15 protein-coding genes are annotated in these 15,126 nt (G+C 71.0%); 14 read left to right on the top strand and 1 reads right to left on the bottom strand.

Annotated features, from left to right (window positions below; translation table 11 throughout):
• Positions 1–154: 154 nt before the first annotated feature.
• Positions 155–2,356 (bottom strand): elongation factor G-like protein EF-G2, encoded by a 2,202-nt coding sequence (locus tag ACIBJF_RS00750; RefSeq protein ID WP_399171486.1) that lies wholly within the window; start codon positions 2,354–2,356, stop codon positions 155–157.
• Between the two features lie 297 nt (positions 2,357–2,653).
• Between ACIBJF_RS00750 and pgsA the strand changes: the two genes are divergently transcribed.
• The 14 genes from pgsA (at position 2,654) to ACIBJF_RS00680 (ending at position 15,112) form a co-directional block, all read left to right on the top strand.
• On the top strand, positions 2,654–3,322 hold the full coding sequence (gene pgsA / locus ACIBJF_RS00745; RefSeq protein ID WP_390681817.1) for a phosphatidylinositol phosphate synthase: 669 nt from the start codon (positions 2,654–2,656) through the stop codon (positions 3,320–3,322).
• The gene (locus tag ACIBJF_RS00740; protein ID WP_399171485.1) at positions 3,319–4,227 is read left to right on the top strand and encodes a phosphatidylinositol mannoside acyltransferase; all 909 of its coding nucleotides are present in this window, start codon (positions 3,319–3,321) and stop codon (positions 4,225–4,227) included. The genes pgsA and ACIBJF_RS00740 overlap by 4 nt, the downstream gene beginning before the upstream one ends.
• Positions 4,224–5,387, top strand: coding sequence for a glycosyltransferase family 4 protein (locus tag ACIBJF_RS00735; RefSeq protein ID WP_399171484.1), 1,164 nt, complete (start codon positions 4,224–4,226; stop codon positions 5,385–5,387). The genes ACIBJF_RS00740 and ACIBJF_RS00735 overlap by 4 nt, the downstream gene beginning before the upstream one ends.
• An 80-nt stretch (positions 5,388–5,467) precedes the next feature.
• Positions 5,468–6,010: a hypothetical protein gene (locus ACIBJF_RS00730; protein WP_351804466.1), complete on the top strand. Its 543-nt coding sequence runs from the start codon at positions 5,468–5,470 to the stop codon at positions 6,008–6,010.
• A 126-nt stretch (positions 6,011–6,136) separates the two neighbouring features.
• The gene (gene pdxS / locus ACIBJF_RS00725) at positions 6,137–7,042 is read left to right on the top strand and encodes a pyridoxal 5'-phosphate synthase lyase subunit PdxS (RefSeq protein ID WP_069781943.1); all 906 of its coding nucleotides are present in this window, start codon (positions 6,137–6,139) and stop codon (positions 7,040–7,042) included.
• A gap of 13 nt (positions 7,043–7,055) precedes the next feature.
• Complete coding sequence (gene pdxT, locus ACIBJF_RS00720) at positions 7,056–7,661, top strand: pyridoxal 5'-phosphate synthase glutaminase subunit PdxT (RefSeq protein WP_399171483.1); 606 nt, start codon at positions 7,056–7,058, stop codon at positions 7,659–7,661.
• Positions 7,662–7,709: 48 nt separating this feature from the next.
• Positions 7,710–8,462 (top strand): YebC/PmpR family DNA-binding transcriptional regulator, encoded by a 753-nt coding sequence (locus ACIBJF_RS00715; protein ID WP_399171482.1) that lies wholly within the window; start codon positions 7,710–7,712, stop codon positions 8,460–8,462.
• Between the two features lie 126 nt (positions 8,463–8,588).
• A complete protein-coding gene (gene ruvC, locus ACIBJF_RS00710; RefSeq protein WP_356307377.1) occupies positions 8,589–9,128 on the top strand; it encodes a crossover junction endodeoxyribonuclease RuvC in 540 nt (179 codons plus the stop codon).
• Positions 9,125–9,730, top strand: coding sequence for a Holliday junction branch migration protein RuvA (gene ruvA / locus ACIBJF_RS00705; RefSeq protein ID WP_399171481.1), 606 nt, complete (start codon positions 9,125–9,127; stop codon positions 9,728–9,730). Before ruvC ends, ruvA begins: the two co-directional genes overlap by 4 nt.
• A 26-nt stretch (positions 9,731–9,756) precedes the next feature.
• Entirely contained in the window at positions 9,757–10,839 is a 1,083-nt protein-coding gene (ruvB, locus tag ACIBJF_RS00700; RefSeq protein ID WP_399171480.1) for a Holliday junction branch migration DNA helicase RuvB, read from the top strand.
• Between the two features lie 188 nt (positions 10,840–11,027).
• Entirely contained in the window at positions 11,028–11,531 is a 504-nt protein-coding gene (gene yajC, locus ACIBJF_RS00695; RefSeq protein ID WP_399171479.1) for a preprotein translocase subunit YajC, read from the top strand.
• 141 nt (positions 11,532–11,672) lie between these two features.
• Positions 11,673–13,472: a protein translocase subunit SecD gene (gene secD, locus ACIBJF_RS00690; RefSeq protein WP_399171478.1), complete on the top strand. Its 1,800-nt coding sequence runs from the start codon at positions 11,673–11,675 to the stop codon at positions 13,470–13,472.
• 3 nt (positions 13,473–13,475) lie between these two features.
• Positions 13,476–14,576, top strand: a complete 1,101-nt coding sequence (secF, locus tag ACIBJF_RS00685) for a protein translocase subunit SecF (RefSeq protein WP_399171477.1) — start codon at positions 13,476–13,478, stop codon at positions 14,574–14,576.
• Positions 14,573–15,112, top strand: coding sequence for an adenine phosphoribosyltransferase (locus ACIBJF_RS00680; RefSeq protein ID WP_351812350.1), 540 nt, complete (start codon positions 14,573–14,575; stop codon positions 15,110–15,112). Before secF ends, ACIBJF_RS00680 begins: the two co-directional genes overlap by 4 nt.
• Positions 15,113–15,126: the final 14 nt, after the last annotated feature.

Raw genomic sequence — 15,126 nt, 5'->3', positions numbered from 1 at the left:
ACACCTGTTGAACGGGCCGTCGCGTCGATTACCCGCCGACAACCGGACGACTGCGGCACGGCCCGATCACGTGATCAGCGTATCCGCCGCCACCGACAACCGGCGGGCGGACGGCCGAAGCCGCCCGCCCACACACCCCCGCGACGGCACCGGACTAGCCGTTGTCGCCCGCCTGTTCGCGGATCCGTTCGGCGATCTGCGGCGGCATCGGCTCGTGCCGGGCGTAGGAGCGGTCGAACCGTGCCGTGCCGTGCGACAGCGAGCGCAGATCGACGGCGTACCGGCCGATCTCGAACTCGGGCACCTCGGCCTTGATCACAGTCCGCCCGGAACCCACCTGCTCGGTGCCGAGCACCCGGCCGCGCCGGCTGGACAGATCGCTCATCACGGCGCCCACGAAGTCGTCGCCGACCAGCACGGACACCTCCGCCACCGGCTCCAGCAGATGGATCCGCGCGTCGGCCGCGGCCTCGCGCAGCGCGAGCGCGCCCGCGGTCTGGAAGGCGGCGTCGGAGGAGTCCACCGAGTGCGCCTTGCCGTCCAGCAGCGTGACCCGCACGTCCACCAGCGGATAACCGGCGGCGACCCCCTTGGCGGCCTGCGCCCGTACGCCCTTCTCCACGGACGGGATGAACTGACGCGGTACGGCGCCGCCGACCACCTTGTCCACGAACTCGATGCCCGAGCCTCCCGGCAGGGGCTCCACCTCGATCTCGCAGATGGCGTACTGCCCGTGCCCGCCGGACTGCTTCACATGCCGCCCGCGCCCGGTGGCCTTGTTCGCGAACGTCTCCCGCAGGGAGACCTTGTGCGGGACGACGTCGACCTGGACGCCGTAGCGGCTGCGCAGCCGTTCCAGGGCGACGTCCGCGTGGGCCTCGCCCAGGCACCACAGGACCACCTGGTGGGTGTCCTGGTTCTGCTCCAGACGCATGGTCGGATCCTCGGCCACCAGACGGGACAGGCCCTGCGAGAGCTTGTCCTCGTCGGCCTTGCTGTGCGCCTGGATGGCAAGCGGCAGCAGCGGGTCGGGCATCCGCCAGGGCTCCATCAGGAGCGGGTCGTCCTTCGCGGAGAGCGTGTCCCCGGTCTCGGCCCGGCCGAGCTTGGCCACGCACACCAGGTCGCCGGCGACGGCGTGCGTCACCGGGCGCTGCTGCTTGCCGAAGGGCATGGACAGCGCGCCGACCTTCTCGTCGACGTCGTGGTCCTCGTGGCCGCGGTCGGCCAGCCCGTGCCCGGAGACGTGCACCGTCTGGTCGGGGCGCAGGGTGCCGGAGAAGACGCGCACCAGGGAGACCCGGCCGACGTAGGGGTCGGAGGAGGTCTTGACGACCTCGGCGACCAGCGGGCCGCCGGTGTCGCACGGCTTCAGCTCGCGCGCCTTGCCGTCGATGGTGGTGACCTCGGGCATCGGGTGCTCGAACGGGGTCGGGAACCCGCCGGTGATCAGCTCCAGCACCTCGACCGTGCCGAGGCCCTGTTTGGCGCCGTCGGCCGCGGGGGCGGCCGCCAGGACGGGGAAGAACGAGCCGCGGGCGACGGCCCGCTCCAGGTCCTGGATCAGCGTCTTGACGTCGACCTGCTCCCCGCCGAGATAGCGGTCCATGAGGGTCTCGTCCTCGCTCTCGGCGATGATCCCCTCGATGAGCCGGTTGCGGGCCTCCTCCAGGTTCGGCAACTGGTCCTCGCCGGGCTCGGACTCCTTGCGCTCCCCGGTCGAGTAGTCGAACAGCTTCTGCGACAGCAGCCCGACCAGCCCGGTCACCGGCGCGTGCCCGTCGGGGCCCTCGGGGCCGCGCAGCGGCAGATACAGCGGCAGCACGGCATCGGGGTCGTCGCCGCCGAAGGCCTCCGCGCAGATCCGGGTCATCTCCTCGAAGTCGGCGCGGGCCGCCTCCAGGTGCGTGACCACGATCGCGCGCGGCATGCCGACGGCCGCGCACTCCTCCCAGACCATCCGGGTGGAGCCGTCCACACCGTCCGAGGCCGAGACGACGAAGAGAGCCGCGTCCGCGGCGCGCAGACCGGCCCTGAGCTCCCCGACGAAGTCGGCGTATCCGGGGGTGTCGAGCACGTTGATCTTGATGCCGTCCCATTCGACCGGCACCAGGGAGAGCTGCACCGAGCGCTGCTGCCGGTGCTCGATCTCGTCGTAGTCCGAGACGGTGCCGCCGTCTTCCTTGCGGCCCGCCCGGTTCACCGCCCCCGCGGTCAGCGCGAGGGCCTCCACCAGGGTCGTCTTGCCCGAACCGGAGTGGCCGACCAGCACCACGTTCCGTACGGATGCGGGCTGGTCGGCCTCCAAAGCCCTGCCGGCGGCCCCGGGGTGGTGCGTCTGAGTCTTGTCGCCCATGATCCTGCCTCCCGTGCACGGTGAGGTCACTGTGGGCGCGGACACGCGGGACCCGCGTGCACTGGCGGCTCCGGCGTCGCCCGCGGTTATTCGAGCTTTCCACTCCCGTCACGCTGCGTCCATACGAACGACAACCGCGCATGCCGATCGCGCCACGCGCGCCCCGCGTACGGCGGCGCGCACCGGTTCGCGCGACGGGCCCCGGGTGGCCCGCCCGCCGCGCGCACGCGCGCGTGGCTACGATGGGCCAGCCGGCGGCCACCAGGGGCCGCGGCGACACCGACCCTCGGGAAGGCCATGCTGAACAAGTACGCGCGTGCATTCTTCACGCGTGTCCTCACACCGTTCGCCGCGTTTCTCATCCGCCGGGGCGTGAGCCCCGACACGGTCACGCTCATCGGCACGGCCGGAGTGGTCGCGGGCGCGCTGGTCTTCTACCCCCGGGGCGAGTTCTTCTGGGGCACGGTCGTGATCACCCTGTTCGTCTTCTCCGACCTGGTCGACGGCAACATGGCCCGCCAGCTGGGCCGCTCCAGCCGCTGGGGCGCCTTCCTGGACTCCACCCTCGACCGGGTCGCCGACGGCGCGATCTTCGGCGGCTTCGCGCTCTGGTACGCGGGCAACGGGGACGACAACGTCCTGTGCGCCGTGGCGATCTTCTGCCTGGCCAGCGGCCAGGTGGTGTCGTACACCAAGGCGCGCGGCGAGTCGATCGGGCTGCCGGTCGCCGTCAACGGCCTGGTCGAACGCGCCGAGCGCCTGGTCATCTCGCTGGTCGCGGCCGGTTTCGCGGGCCTGCACAAGTTCGGTGTGCCGGGCATCCAGTGGCTGCTGCCGATCGCCCTGTGGATCGTCGCCGTCGGCAGCCTCGTCACGCTGATCCAGCGGGTCGTCACCGTCCGCCGCGAGTCCGCCGAGGCCGAGGCCGCCGCGGCCCGGCAGAGCCCCAGCGAGGCCGCGAAATGAGCGCCGCTGAACGGTTCACGGACAGTCTGTACGGGCTCGGCTGGAGCACCGTGAAGAAGCTTCCCGAACCCGTCGCGGTCCGGCTCGGGCAGACCATCGCCGACCTCGCCTGGAAGCAGCGCGGCAAGGGCGTGCAGCGGCTGGAGAGCAACTACGCGCGCGTGGTGCCCGGCGCCGGCCCGGAGCGGCTGCGCGAGCTGTCGCGCGCGGGGATGCGCTCGTACCTGCGCTACTGGATGGAGTCCTTCCGGCTGCCGGCCTGGAGCCGGGAGCGCGTGAAGTCGGGCTTCGATCCCAAGGACATACATTTCCTGACCGACGGGCTGGCCGCCGGCGGCGGCGTGATCCTGGTCCTGCCGCACATGGCCAACTACGACCTGGCCGGCGCCTGGGTCACCACCAAGCTGGAGACGCCGTTCACGACGGTCGCCGAGCGGCTCAAGCCCGAGACGCTGTACGACCGCTTCGTCGCCTACCGCGAGGGCCTCGGCATGGAGGTCCTGCCGCACAGCGGCGGCGCCGCCTTCGGCACCCTGGCCCGCAGACTGCGCGACGGCGGCCTGGTCTGCCTGGTCGCCGACCGTGACCTGTCCGCCTCCGGCGTCGAGGTCGACTTCTTCGGCGAGAAGACCCGGATGCCCGCGGGCCCGGCCCTGCTCGCCCAGCAGACCGGCGCGCTGCTGCTCCCGGTCACGCTCTGGTACGACGACTCACCCGTCATGCAGGGCCGGGTCCACCCCCCGGTCGAGGTACCCGAGTCAGGTAGCCGGGGCGAGAAGACGTCTGTCATGACACAGGCGCTGGCCGACGCCTTCGCCACCGGGATCGCCGACCATCCGGAGGACTGGCACATGCTGCAGCGGCTGTGGCTCGCCGACCTCGACCCCGCGAAGGGACCCTCGTGAGAATCGGGATCGTCTGCCCGTACTCCTGGGACGTGCCCGGTGGCGTCCAGTTCCACATCCGCGACCTCGCCGAGTACTTCCTGCGCCTCGGCCACGACGTCTCCGTGCTCGCCCCGGCCGACGACGACACCCCCCTGCCGCCGTACGTCGTCTCCGCCGGCCGTGCCGTCCCGGTGCCGTACAACGGCTCGGTGGCCCGGCTCAACTTCGGCTTCCTGTCGGCCGCGCGGGTGCGGCGCTGGCTGCACGAGGGCGCCTTCGACGTGGTCCACATCCACGAGCCGACCTCGCCCTCGCTGGGCCTGCTGACCTGCTGGGCGGCGTCCGGCCCGATCGTGGCCACCTTCCACACCTCCAACCCCCGCTCGCGCGCGATGATCGCCGCGTACGCCATCCTCCAGGCGGCCCTGGAGAAGATCAGCGCGCGGATCGCGGTCAGCGAGTACGCCCGCCGGACCCTGGTCGAGCACCTGGGCGGGGACGCGGTGGTCATCCCCAACGGCGTCGACGTGGACTTCTTCGCCAAGGCCGACCCGAACCCCGCGTGGCAGGGCGACACCATCGGCTTCATCGGCCGTATCGACGAGCCCCGCAAGGGCCTGCCGGTCCTCATGAAGGCGCTGCCGAAGATCCTGGCCGCCCGCCCGCAGACCCGTCTCCTGGTCGCCGGCCGGGGAGACGAGGAGGCGGCCGTGGAGGACCTCCCGAGGGAGCTACGTGCGCGTGTGGAGTTCCTCGGCATGATCAGCGACGAGGACAAGGCACGCTTTCTGCGCAGCGTCGACGTGTACGTGGCGCCCAACACCGGCGGCGAGAGCTTCGGCATCATCCTCGTCGAGGCGATGTCGGCGGGCGCCCCCGTGCTCGCCTCCGACCTGGACGCCTTCGTCCAGGTCCTGGACCAGGGCGAGGCGGGCGAGCTGTTCGCCAACGAGAACGCCGACGCGCTCGCCGAGGCTGCCATACGCCTCCTGGAGAACCCGGCCCGTCGCACGGAGCTGCGCGAACGCGGCAGCGCCCATGTACGGCGCTTCGACTGGTCGACGGTCGGCGCGGACATCCTGTCCGTCTACGAGACGGTGACGGCAGGCGCGGCAGCGGTCGCGGCGGACGAACGCACCACAGGCCTCCGGGCACGCTTCGGACTGGCCCGGGACTGAGCGCGCGGACACGGATCGGACCGGATACGGGTGTGGGATCGCCGTGTGAGGCGTGTGTGCGGGGCCGATAGCCTTCGGCCGTGACCGCAACCCTCATCTGGATCCTCGTCGCGCTCGTCGCGATCGGCGTGTACCTGAGCTGGACGGCCGGGCGGCTGGACCGGCTGCATGTGCGGATGGACGCCGCGCGGGCCGCGCTCGACGCGCAGTTGCTGCGGCGGGCCTCCGTCGCTCAGGAACTGGCCACCTCGGGCGTGCTGGACCCGGCCGCGTCGATCGTGCTGTACGAGGCCGCGCACGCCGCCCGGCAGGCCGAGGAGGAGCAGCGGGAGGTCGCCGAGAGCGAGCTGAGCCAGGCACTGCGCGCGGTCTTCGAGGATCCGGCGCAGGTGGAAGCCGTCAGGGACGCCCCGGGAGGGGAGGAGGCGGCGCGTGAGCTGGCCGAGGCGGTGCGCCGGGTCCCGATGGCCCGCCGCTTCCACAACGACGCCGTGGGAGCCGCACGCAGGCTCCGCGAACACCGCAAGGTCCGCTGGTTCCGGCTGGCCGGCCACGCCCCGTTCCCGCTGGCCTTCGAGATGGACGACGAGCCCCCCGCGGCCCTGGTGGAACGCGTCTCCTGAACCCCGGGGGGAACCTTCCCTGGACGAAAAGGATCCACCGGCTTGCCATTGGCCCTTGCTGTGGCCTGGTCCACTCGCGTTTCCTCGGTGAAGCATCAACCACCTTTCACTTCAGTGAGGTCACCCGTGTCCACCATCGAGAACCAGGCTCCCGAGACCGGCACCGCCCGCGTGAAGCGCGGTATGGCCGAGCAGCTCAAGGGCGGCGTGATCATGGACGTCGTCACGCCGGAGCAGGCGAAGATCGCCGAGGACGCGGGCGCCGTCGCCGTCATGGCCCTGGAGCGGGTCCCGGCCGACATCCGCAAGGACGGCGGCGTGGCCCGTATGTCCGACCCGGACATGATCGAGGGCATCATCGACGCCGTCTCGATCCCCGTCATGGCCAAGTCCCGCATCGGCCACTTCGTCGAGGCCCAGGTGCTGCAGTCCCTCGGCGTCGACTACATCGACGAGTCCGAGGTCCTCACCCCGGCCGACGAGGTCAACCACTCCGACAAGTGGGCCTTCACCACCCCGTTCGTGTGCGGCGCCACCAACCTGGGCGAGGCCCTGCGCCGCATCGCCGAGGGCGCCGCGATGATCCGCTCCAAGGGCGAGGCCGGCACCGGCAACGTCGTCGAGGCCGTCCGCCACCTGCGCCAGATCAAGAACGAGATCGCCAAGCTGCGCGGCTTCGACAACCACGAGCTGTACGCCGCCGCCAAGGAGCTGCGCGCCCCCTACGAGCTGGTCAAGGAGGTCGCCGAGCTGGGCAAGCTCCCGGTGGTCCTCTTCTCCGCCGGTGGCGTCGCCACCCCGGCCGACGCGGCCCTGATGCGTCAGCTCGGCGCCGAGGGCGTCTTCGTCGGCTCCGGCATCTTCAAGTCCGGCGACCCGGCCAAGCGCGCCGCCGCCATCGTGAAGGCGACCACCTTCTACGACGACCCCAAGATCATCGCGGACGCGTCCCGCAACCTCGGCGAGGCCATGGTCGGCATCAACTGCGACACCCTCCCCGAGACCGAGCGCTACGCCAACCGCGGCTGGTAAGGCACTGGATCACATGAACACCCCCGTCATAGGCGTCCTGGCCCTCCAGGGCGACGTACGGGAGCACCTCATCGCCCTGGCCGCGGCCGACGCCGTGGCCAGGCCGGTGCGGCGCCCCGAGGAACTCGCCGAGGTCGACGGCCTCGTCCTGCCCGGCGGCGAGTCCACCACCATTTCCAAGCTGGCCGTCCTCTTCGGCGTGATGGAGCCTCTCCGCGCGCGCGTGGCCGAGGGCATGCCCGTCTACGGCACCTGCGCCGGCATGATCATGCTCGCCGACAAGATCCTCGACCCGCGCTCGGGTCAGGAGACCATCGGCGGCATCGACATGATCGTGCGCCGCAACGCCTTCGGCCGGCAGAACGAGTCGTTCGAGGCCGCGGTCGACGTGAAGGGCGTCACGGGCGATCCTGTGGAGGGCGTCTTCATCCGCGCCCCCTGGGTGGAGTCCGTGGGCGCCGGGGCCGAGGTGCTCGCCGAGCACGACGGCCACATCGTCGCCGTCCGCCAGGGCAACGCGCTCGCCACGTCGTTCCACCCGGAACTGACCGGCGACCACCGCGTGCACTCCCTGTTCGTCGACATGGTGCGCGCCAACCGTACGCCGGAGTCCTTGTAGGATCTCTGACGTTCGTACAGAGATTGGTTACGCGAAGGAGACAGGCAGATGTCCGGCCACTCTAAATGGGCCACGACGAAGCACAAGAAGGCCGTGATCGATGCCAAGCGCGGCAAGCTCTTCGCGAAGCTGATCAAGAACATCGAGGTCGCGGCGCGTATGGGCGGCGTCGACCTCGACGGCAACCCGACGCTCTACGACGCCGTCCAGAAGGCCAAGAAGCAGTCGGTGCCGAACAAGAACATCGACTCCGCGATTAAGCGGGGCGGCGGTCTCGAGGCCGGCGGCGCCGACTACGAGACGATCATGTACGAGGGTTACGGCCCCAACGGCGTCGCGGTGCTCATCGAGTGCCTCACCGACAACCGCAACCGCGCCGCCTCCGACGTCCGCGTGGCCATGACCCGCAACGGCGGCTCCATGGCCGACCCGGGCTCGGTGTCGTACCTGTTCAACCGCAAGGGCGTCGTCATCGTCCCCAAGGACGAGCTGACCGAGGACGACGTGCTCGGCGCGGTCCTGGACGCCGGTGCCGAGGAAGTCAACGACCTCGGCGAGAACTTCGAGGTCATCAGCGAGGCCACCGACCTGGTCGCGGTCCGCACCGCCCTCCAGGAGGCGGGCATCGACTACGAGTCCGCCGAGGCCAACTTCGTCCCGACCATGCAGGTCGAGCTGGACGAGGAGGGCGCCAAGAAGATCTTCAAGCTGATCGACGCGCTCGAGGACAGCGACGACGTGCAGAACGTCTTCGCCAACTTCGACGTCAGCGACGAGATCATGGAGAAGGTCGACGCGTAACGCGCCGCGCGCTCAGCGGATTTCCGGCGGGCCGGTGGGACACGTCCCACCGGCCCGCCGGCATTGTCAGTGGGACCCGATAGCCTGCACAAACACGTGATCGAGGCGATCGGAGGGAGGGGCCCGGTGCGGGTACTGGGGGTGGACCCGGGACTGACCCGGTGCGGTGTCGGCGTCGTCGAGGGGGTCGCGGGCCGCCCGCTCACCATGCTCGGCGTCGGTGTCGTGCGCACACCCGTGGACGCCGATCTCAGCCACCGCCTCCTCGCCGTCGAGCAGGGCATCGAGCAGTGGCTGGACGAGCACCGGCCCGAGTTCGTCGCCGTCGAGCGCGTCTTCAGCCAGCACAACGTGCGCACGGTGATGGGCACCGCCCAGGCCAGCGCCGTGGCCATGCTGTGCGCCGCCCGGCGCGGCATCCCCGTCGCGCTGCACACCCCGAGCGAGGTCAAGGCGGCCGTCACCGGCTCCGGACGCGCCGACAAGGCACAGGTCGGCGCCATGGTCACCCGGCTGCTCCGGCTCTCCGCGCCACCGAAGCCGGCCGACGCCGCCGACGCCCTCGCGCTCGCCATCTGCCACATCTGGCGCGCCCCCGCCCAGACCCGGCTCCAGCAGGCGGTCGCCCGCCACACAGTCAACGCAACGAAAGGCCGTACGGCATGATCGCCTTCGTCAGCGGCACGGTCGCCGCGCTCGCCCCCGACGCCGCGGTCGTCGAGGTCGGCGGCGTCGGCATGGCCGTGCAGTGCACGCCGAACACGCTGTCCACGCTCCGCATGGGCCAGCCCGCCAAGCTGCACACCTCGCTCGTCGTCCGCGAGGACTCGCTGACCCTGTACGGCTTCGCCGACGACGACGAGCGGCAGGTCTTCGAGCTGCTGCAGACCGCGAGCGGCGTCGGCCCGCGCCTGGCCCAGGCCATGCTCGCCGTGCACAGCCCGGACGCGCTGCGCCGCGCCGTCGCCACCGGCGACGAGAAGGCCCTCATCGCCGTCCCCGGCATCGGCAAGAAGGGCGCGCAGAAGCTGCTGCTGGAGCTGAAGGACCGGCTCGGCGAGCCCGTCGGCGCCCCCGCGATCGGCGCCCCGGTCACCCAGGGCTGGCGCGACCAGCTGCACGCGGCCCTCATCGGCCTCGGCTACGCCACCCGCGAGGCCGACGAGGCCGTCGCCGCGGTGGCGCCCCAGGCCGAGGCCGCCGACGGCACCCCGCAGGTCGGACAGCTGCTGAGGGCCGCCCTGCAGACCCTGAACCGCGCCCGCTGACCCCACGACGATCGAGGCACACGCATATGAACTGGGACGACACCACCGACACCCCCGCCCCCGAGCGGCTCGTCGGTGCGTCCGCCGACCGGGAGGACCAGGCCGTCGAGGCCGCGCTGCGCCCCAAGGACCTCGGCGAGTTCATCGGCCAGGTGAAGGTCCGCGAACAGCTCGACCTCGTCCTGCGGGCCGCACGCGCGCGTGGCGCCACCGCCGACCACGTGCTGCTCTCCGGCGCGCCCGGCCTCGGCAAGACCACGCTGTCGATGATCATCGCCGCCGAGATGGGCGCCCCCATCCGCATCACCTCCGGCCCCGCCATCCAGCACGCCGGCGACCTCGCCGCGATCCTCTCCTCCCTCCAGGAGGGCGAGGTCCTCTTCCTGGACGAGATCCACCGCATGTCCCGGCCCGCCGAGGAGATGCTGTACATGGCGATGGAGGACTTCCGCGTCGACGTCATCGTCGGCAAGGGCCCCGGCGCCACCGCGATCCCGCTCGACCTGCCCCCGTTCACCCTGGTCGGCGCCACCACCCGCGCGGGCCTGCTGCCGCCCCCGCTGCGCGACCGCTTCGGCTTCACCGCGCACATGGAGTTCTACGAGCCCCACGAGCTGGAGCGGGTCGTGCACCGCTCGGCGAACCTGCTGGACGTCGAGATCCAGCCGGACGGCGCCGCCGAGATCGCCGGCCGCTCCCGCGGCACCCCCCGCATCGCCAACCGCCTGCTGCGCCGCGTCCGCGACTACGCGCAGGTCAAGGCGGACGGTGTGATCACCCGTGAGATCGCCGCGGCCGCCCTCGCCGTCTACGAGGTCGACGCGCGCGGCCTCGACCGACTCGACCGCGCCGTCCTGGAGGCCCTGCTGAAGCTCTTCGGCGGCGGCCCCGTCGGCCTGTCCACACTCGCCGTCGCGGTCGGGGAGGAGCGGGAGACCGTCGAGGAGGTCGCCGAACCGTTCCTGGTCCGGGAGGGACTGCTCGCCCGTACCCCGCGTGGCCGGGTCGGCACCCCGGCCGCCTGGGCGCACCTCGGTCTGACCCCGCCCGGCACGGCGAGCGGGGGAGCGACCGGCGGAAACGGACAACAGGACTTGTTCGGGACCTGACGGCGCGATGATGTCTCGTGGCGGCGAGCACATTGGCCCGGTCAGGAACTCAGGTGCCATGCTGAACGTTGTTCCATGCACGCGGACTCGCTTAGACTCCGCCGATGCCGCCTTTGTGGGCGGCGCCGACCCACACCCCCATCAACAGGCCGCTCTCCGTCGCGGTCGCGCGAAGGAAACCCCGTCCCGTGAATGCCTTTACCCTTCTCCCCTTCATCGTGCTCATCGCGGCCATGTTCCTGATGACGCGTTCGGCCAAGAAGAAGCAGCAGCAGGCCGCCACCATGCGGAACGAGATGCAGCCCGGCTCCGGTGTCCGCACGATCGGGGGAATGTACGCGACGGTCAAGGAGGTCAACGAGGAAACCGTCCTCCTCGACGCCGGCCCGGGCGTCGAGCTCCTCTTCGCCAAGAACGCGATCGGCGCCGTTCTCACCGACGACGAGTACAACCGCATCGTCCACGGCATCGAGCACGACCTGAAGTCCGACGCCGACATCGTCCCGGACGACGCCTCCTCCCTCACCGAGACCGACGAGTCCGACTCGCCCGCTGCCGCCGCCTCCGACGACAAGGCCGTCGACCTCGGTAAGAAGGACGCCGACGAGGACGGCACCGACACGGCCGTGGCCGCCGAGGCCAAGGCGGAGGACGAGCCGAAGAAGACCGACGGCGACACCGACGCGAAGTAGTCACGCCCCGGTGGTGCGCTGCGCGGAAAGATCGCGCCCCGCGCACCACCGGGCGTCTGTTTCCCGTACGGAACAGCCCGACACCATGTCATGGCCGACCGCGCCGACCGCGTGGGGCGGCCCGAGAGGGAGTACGAGAAGGTGGCAGCACCTAAGAGGGGCCGGAGCGCGAGCGCCCAGAGCAAGCCAGGGCGCTCGCTGGCCCTCATCCTGATCGCCATCGTGGCGCTCACGGGAGGCATGTTCCTGTCCGGGAACAAGACTCCGCGTCTCGGCATCGACCTCGCCGGTGGCACGAGCATCACGCTCAAGGCGAAGGCCGACCAGGGGTCCGCGGTCAACAAGGCCAACATGGACACCGCGGTCGACATCATGAACCGCCGTGTCAACGGCCTCGGCGTCTCCGAGGCGGAGGTGCAGACCCAGGGGACCGACAACATCATCGTCAACATCCCCAAGGGCACCAATTCCAAGGAGGCCCAGCAGCAGGTCGGCACCACCGCCAAGCTGTACTTCCGCCCGGTCCTGGCCAGCGAGCCCAGCGGTGGCGCCGCGCAGAGCCCGTCGCCGAGCGCGACCCCCAGCGGCAGCTCCTCGCCGCAGCCGAGCACGAGCCCCTCCGCCTCTTCCTCCTCCAGCGAGAAGGCGTCCTCGTCCTCCACCGCGTCCCCCACGGCCACGGCGACCTCCCAGGGCCGCCCTGTCACCGACGCGCTGAAGGCCGGCTCCACCCCCACGCCGAGCGCGTCCGCCTCCGGCAGCGCCAAGCCGTCGTCCACCCCGTCGGCGACCCCCTCGGCCTCCTCCAGCGCCGGCACCGCCGCCGCCAAGCTCCAGGCCCAGTACGCCGCCCTGGACTGCTCCAAGCCCGCGGAGCGGGCCAAGGTGGGAGGCGCCTCCAAGCCCGGCGAGCCCACGGTGGCCTGCGGCCAGATCCGCAAGGTCTGGTACAAGTACGTGCTCGGCCCGGCCGCCGTCGACGGCACCGAGGTGAAGAAGGCGCAGGCCGTCTTCGACACCCAGGGGGCCTCCGGCTGGCAGGTCCAGATGACCTTCAGCAGCAGCGGCGCCAAGAAGTTCGCCGACATCACGGGCCAGCTGGCGAAGAACCAGTCCCCGCAGAACGAGTTCGGCATCGTCCTGGACGGCGAGGTCGTCTCCAGCCCGTTCGTGCAGGGAGCCATCACCGGCGGTCAGGCGGAGATCTCCGGCAGCTTCACGCAGCAGGACGCCCAGAGCCTCGCCAACATGCTGTCGTACGGCGCCCTGCCGCTGTCCTTCCAGGAGCAGTCCGTCACCACCGTCACCGCCGCGCTCGGCGGTCAGCAGCTGCACGCCGGTCTGCTCGCCGGCGCGATCGGCCTCGCCCTGGTCGTGATCTACCTGGTCGCCTACTACCGGGGCCTGTCGATCGTCGCCATGGCCTCGCTGCTGGTGTCCGCGATCCTCACCTACGTGATCATGTCGCTGCTCGGCCCGGCCATCGGCTTCGCGCTGAACCTGCCGGCCGTCTGTGGTGCCATCGTCGCCATCGGTATCACCGCGGACTCGTTCATCGTGTACTTCGAACGCATCCGGGACGAGATCCGCGAGGGCCGCTCGCTGCGCCCCGCCGTCGAGCGGGCCTGGCCGCGCGCCCGGCGCACCATCCTGGTCTCCGACTTCGTGTCGTTCCTCGCCGCGGCGGTCCTGTTCATCGTGACCGTCGGCAAGGTCCAGGGCTTCGCGTTCACGCTCGGCCTGACCACCCTGCTCGACGTCGTCGTCGTCTTCCTGTTCACCAAGCCGCTGATGACCCTGCTCGCCCGCCGCAAGTTCTTCGCGAACGGCCACAAGTGGTCCGGTCTCGACCCGAAGAGCCTGGGTGCCAAGCCGCCGCTGCGCCGCACCCGCCGTCCCGCCGGTCCCGCCACCGGCTCTGTCGACCCGAAGGAGGCCTGAGCGATGTCGAAACTCGGCAACCTCGGCGCTCGACTGCACCGCGGCGAGATCGCGTACGACTTCGTCGGCAAGCGCAAGATCTGGTACGGCGTCTCCATCCTGATCACCATCACGGCCATCGTCGGCCTGGCGGTGCGCGGCCTGAACATGGGCATCGAGTTCCAGGGCGGCGCGGTCTTCACCACGCCGACCCACATGAGCACCTCGGTGGCCCAGGCGGAGACCTACGCCAAGGACGCCTCCGGCCACGAGGCGATCGTGCAGAAGCTCGGCAACGGCAGCCTGCGCATCCAGATCGCCGGCATCGACACCGACAAGTCCGACCAGATCAAGCAGGAGCTGGCCAAGGACCTGAACCTCAACCCCGAGAAGCTCGCCGCCGACCTGGTCGGACCGAGCTGGGGCGAGCAGATCGCCAACAAGGCCTGGGAGGGCCTGGGGATCTTCATGGTGCTCGTGGTGATCTACCTGGCTATCGCCTTCGAGTGGCGCATGGCCGTCGCGGCCCTGGTCGCGCTGATCCACGACATCACGATCACGACCGGTATCTACGCCCTGGTCGGTTTCGAGGTCACGCCCGGTACGGTCATCGGTCTGCTGACGATCCTCGGTTACTCGCTCTACGACACGGTCGTCGTCTTCGACAGCCTCAAGGAGCAGACGAAGGACATCACCAGGCAGACCCGCTGGACGTACAGCGACATCGCCAACCGGTCGATCAACGGCACCCTGGTCCGTTCCATCAACACCACGGTCGTCGCCCTGCTGCCGGTCGCGGGCCTGCTGTTCATCGGCGGTGGCTTCCTCGGCGCCGGCACGCTGAACGACATCTCGCTGTCGCTGTTCGTCGGCCTCGCGGCCGGTGCCTACTCGTCGATCTTCATCGCCACGCCGCTCGTCGCCGACCTCAAGGAGCGCGAGCCTGCGATGAAGGCCCTCACCAAGCGGGTCCTGGCCAAGCGTGCCCAGGCCGCCGCCGAGGAGGACCTCGCGGCGGACCGCGCCGACGACGACTCCGATGCAGCCCCCGCGGTCGTGGGCCCCCGCAACCAGCCCGCGTCCCGCGGCCGGGGCCGCGGCCGACCCTCCGGGAAGCGCCGATGACCGACATCAAGGAGTTGCTGCTCAGCCGCATCCGTGACGTCGCCGACTACCCCGAGCCGGGCGTGATGTTCAAGGACATCACCCCGCTCCTGGCGGACCCGGCCGCGTTCACGGCGCTGACGGACACGCTGGCCGAGATCGCCACGAACACCGGCGCGACCAAGATCGTCGGTCTGGAGGCCCGGGGCTTCATCCTGGGCGCCCCGGTCGCCGTCCGCGCGGGCCTCGGCTTCATCCCGGTCCGCAAGGCGGGCAAGCTGCCCGGAGCGACGCTGCGCCAGGCCTACGACCTGGAGTACGGCTCGGCCGAGATCGAGGTGCACGCCGAGGACCTGGCCTCCGGCGACCGGGTGCTGATCGTGGACGACGTCCTCGCCACGGGCGGCACGGCCGAGGCCGCGATCCAGCTGATCCAGCGCGCCGGCGCGGATGTCTCCGGCCTCGCGGTGCTGATGGAGCTGGGCTTCCTGGGCGGCCGTGCCCGGCTGGAGCCGGCGCTGGACGGGGCGCCGCTGGAGGCGCTGCTCCAGGTCTGAGCGGGTTGTCGCAC

The sequence above is a fragment of the Streptomyces sp. NPDC050743 genome (assembly GCF_044456925.1).
Lineage (GTDB): Bacteria > Actinomycetota > Actinomycetes > Streptomycetales > Streptomycetaceae > Streptomyces.
This window is presented reverse-complemented; position numbering and strand designations above follow the sequence as displayed.

Bases quoted from the DNA above. Each gene is read 5' to 3' on its own strand.
- ACIBJF_RS00750 (WP_399171486.1), bottom strand. From the start codon at position 2,356: ATGGGCGACAAGACTCAGACGCACCACCCCGGGGCCGCCGGCAGGGCT.
- pgsA (WP_390681817.1), top strand. From the start codon at position 2,654: ATGCTGAACAAGTACGCGCGTGCATTCTTCACGCGTGTCCTCACACCG.
- ACIBJF_RS00740 (WP_399171485.1), top strand. From the start codon at position 3,319: ATGAGCGCCGCTGAACGGTTCACGGACAGTCTGTACGGGCTCGGCTGG.
- pdxT (WP_399171483.1), top strand. From the start codon at position 7,056: ATGAACACCCCCGTCATAGGCGTCCTGGCCCTCCAGGGCGACGTACGG.
- ACIBJF_RS00715 (WP_399171482.1), top strand. From the start codon at position 7,710: ATGTCCGGCCACTCTAAATGGGCCACGACGAAGCACAAGAAGGCCGTG.
- ruvA (WP_399171481.1), top strand. From the start codon at position 9,125: ATGATCGCCTTCGTCAGCGGCACGGTCGCCGCGCTCGCCCCCGACGCC.
- ruvB (WP_399171480.1), top strand. From the start codon at position 9,757: ATGAACTGGGACGACACCACCGACACCCCCGCCCCCGAGCGGCTCGTC.
- secF (WP_399171477.1), top strand. From the start codon at position 13,476: ATGTCGAAACTCGGCAACCTCGGCGCTCGACTGCACCGCGGCGAGATC.
- ACIBJF_RS00680 (WP_351812350.1), top strand. From the start codon at position 14,573: ATGACCGACATCAAGGAGTTGCTGCTCAGCCGCATCCGTGACGTCGCC.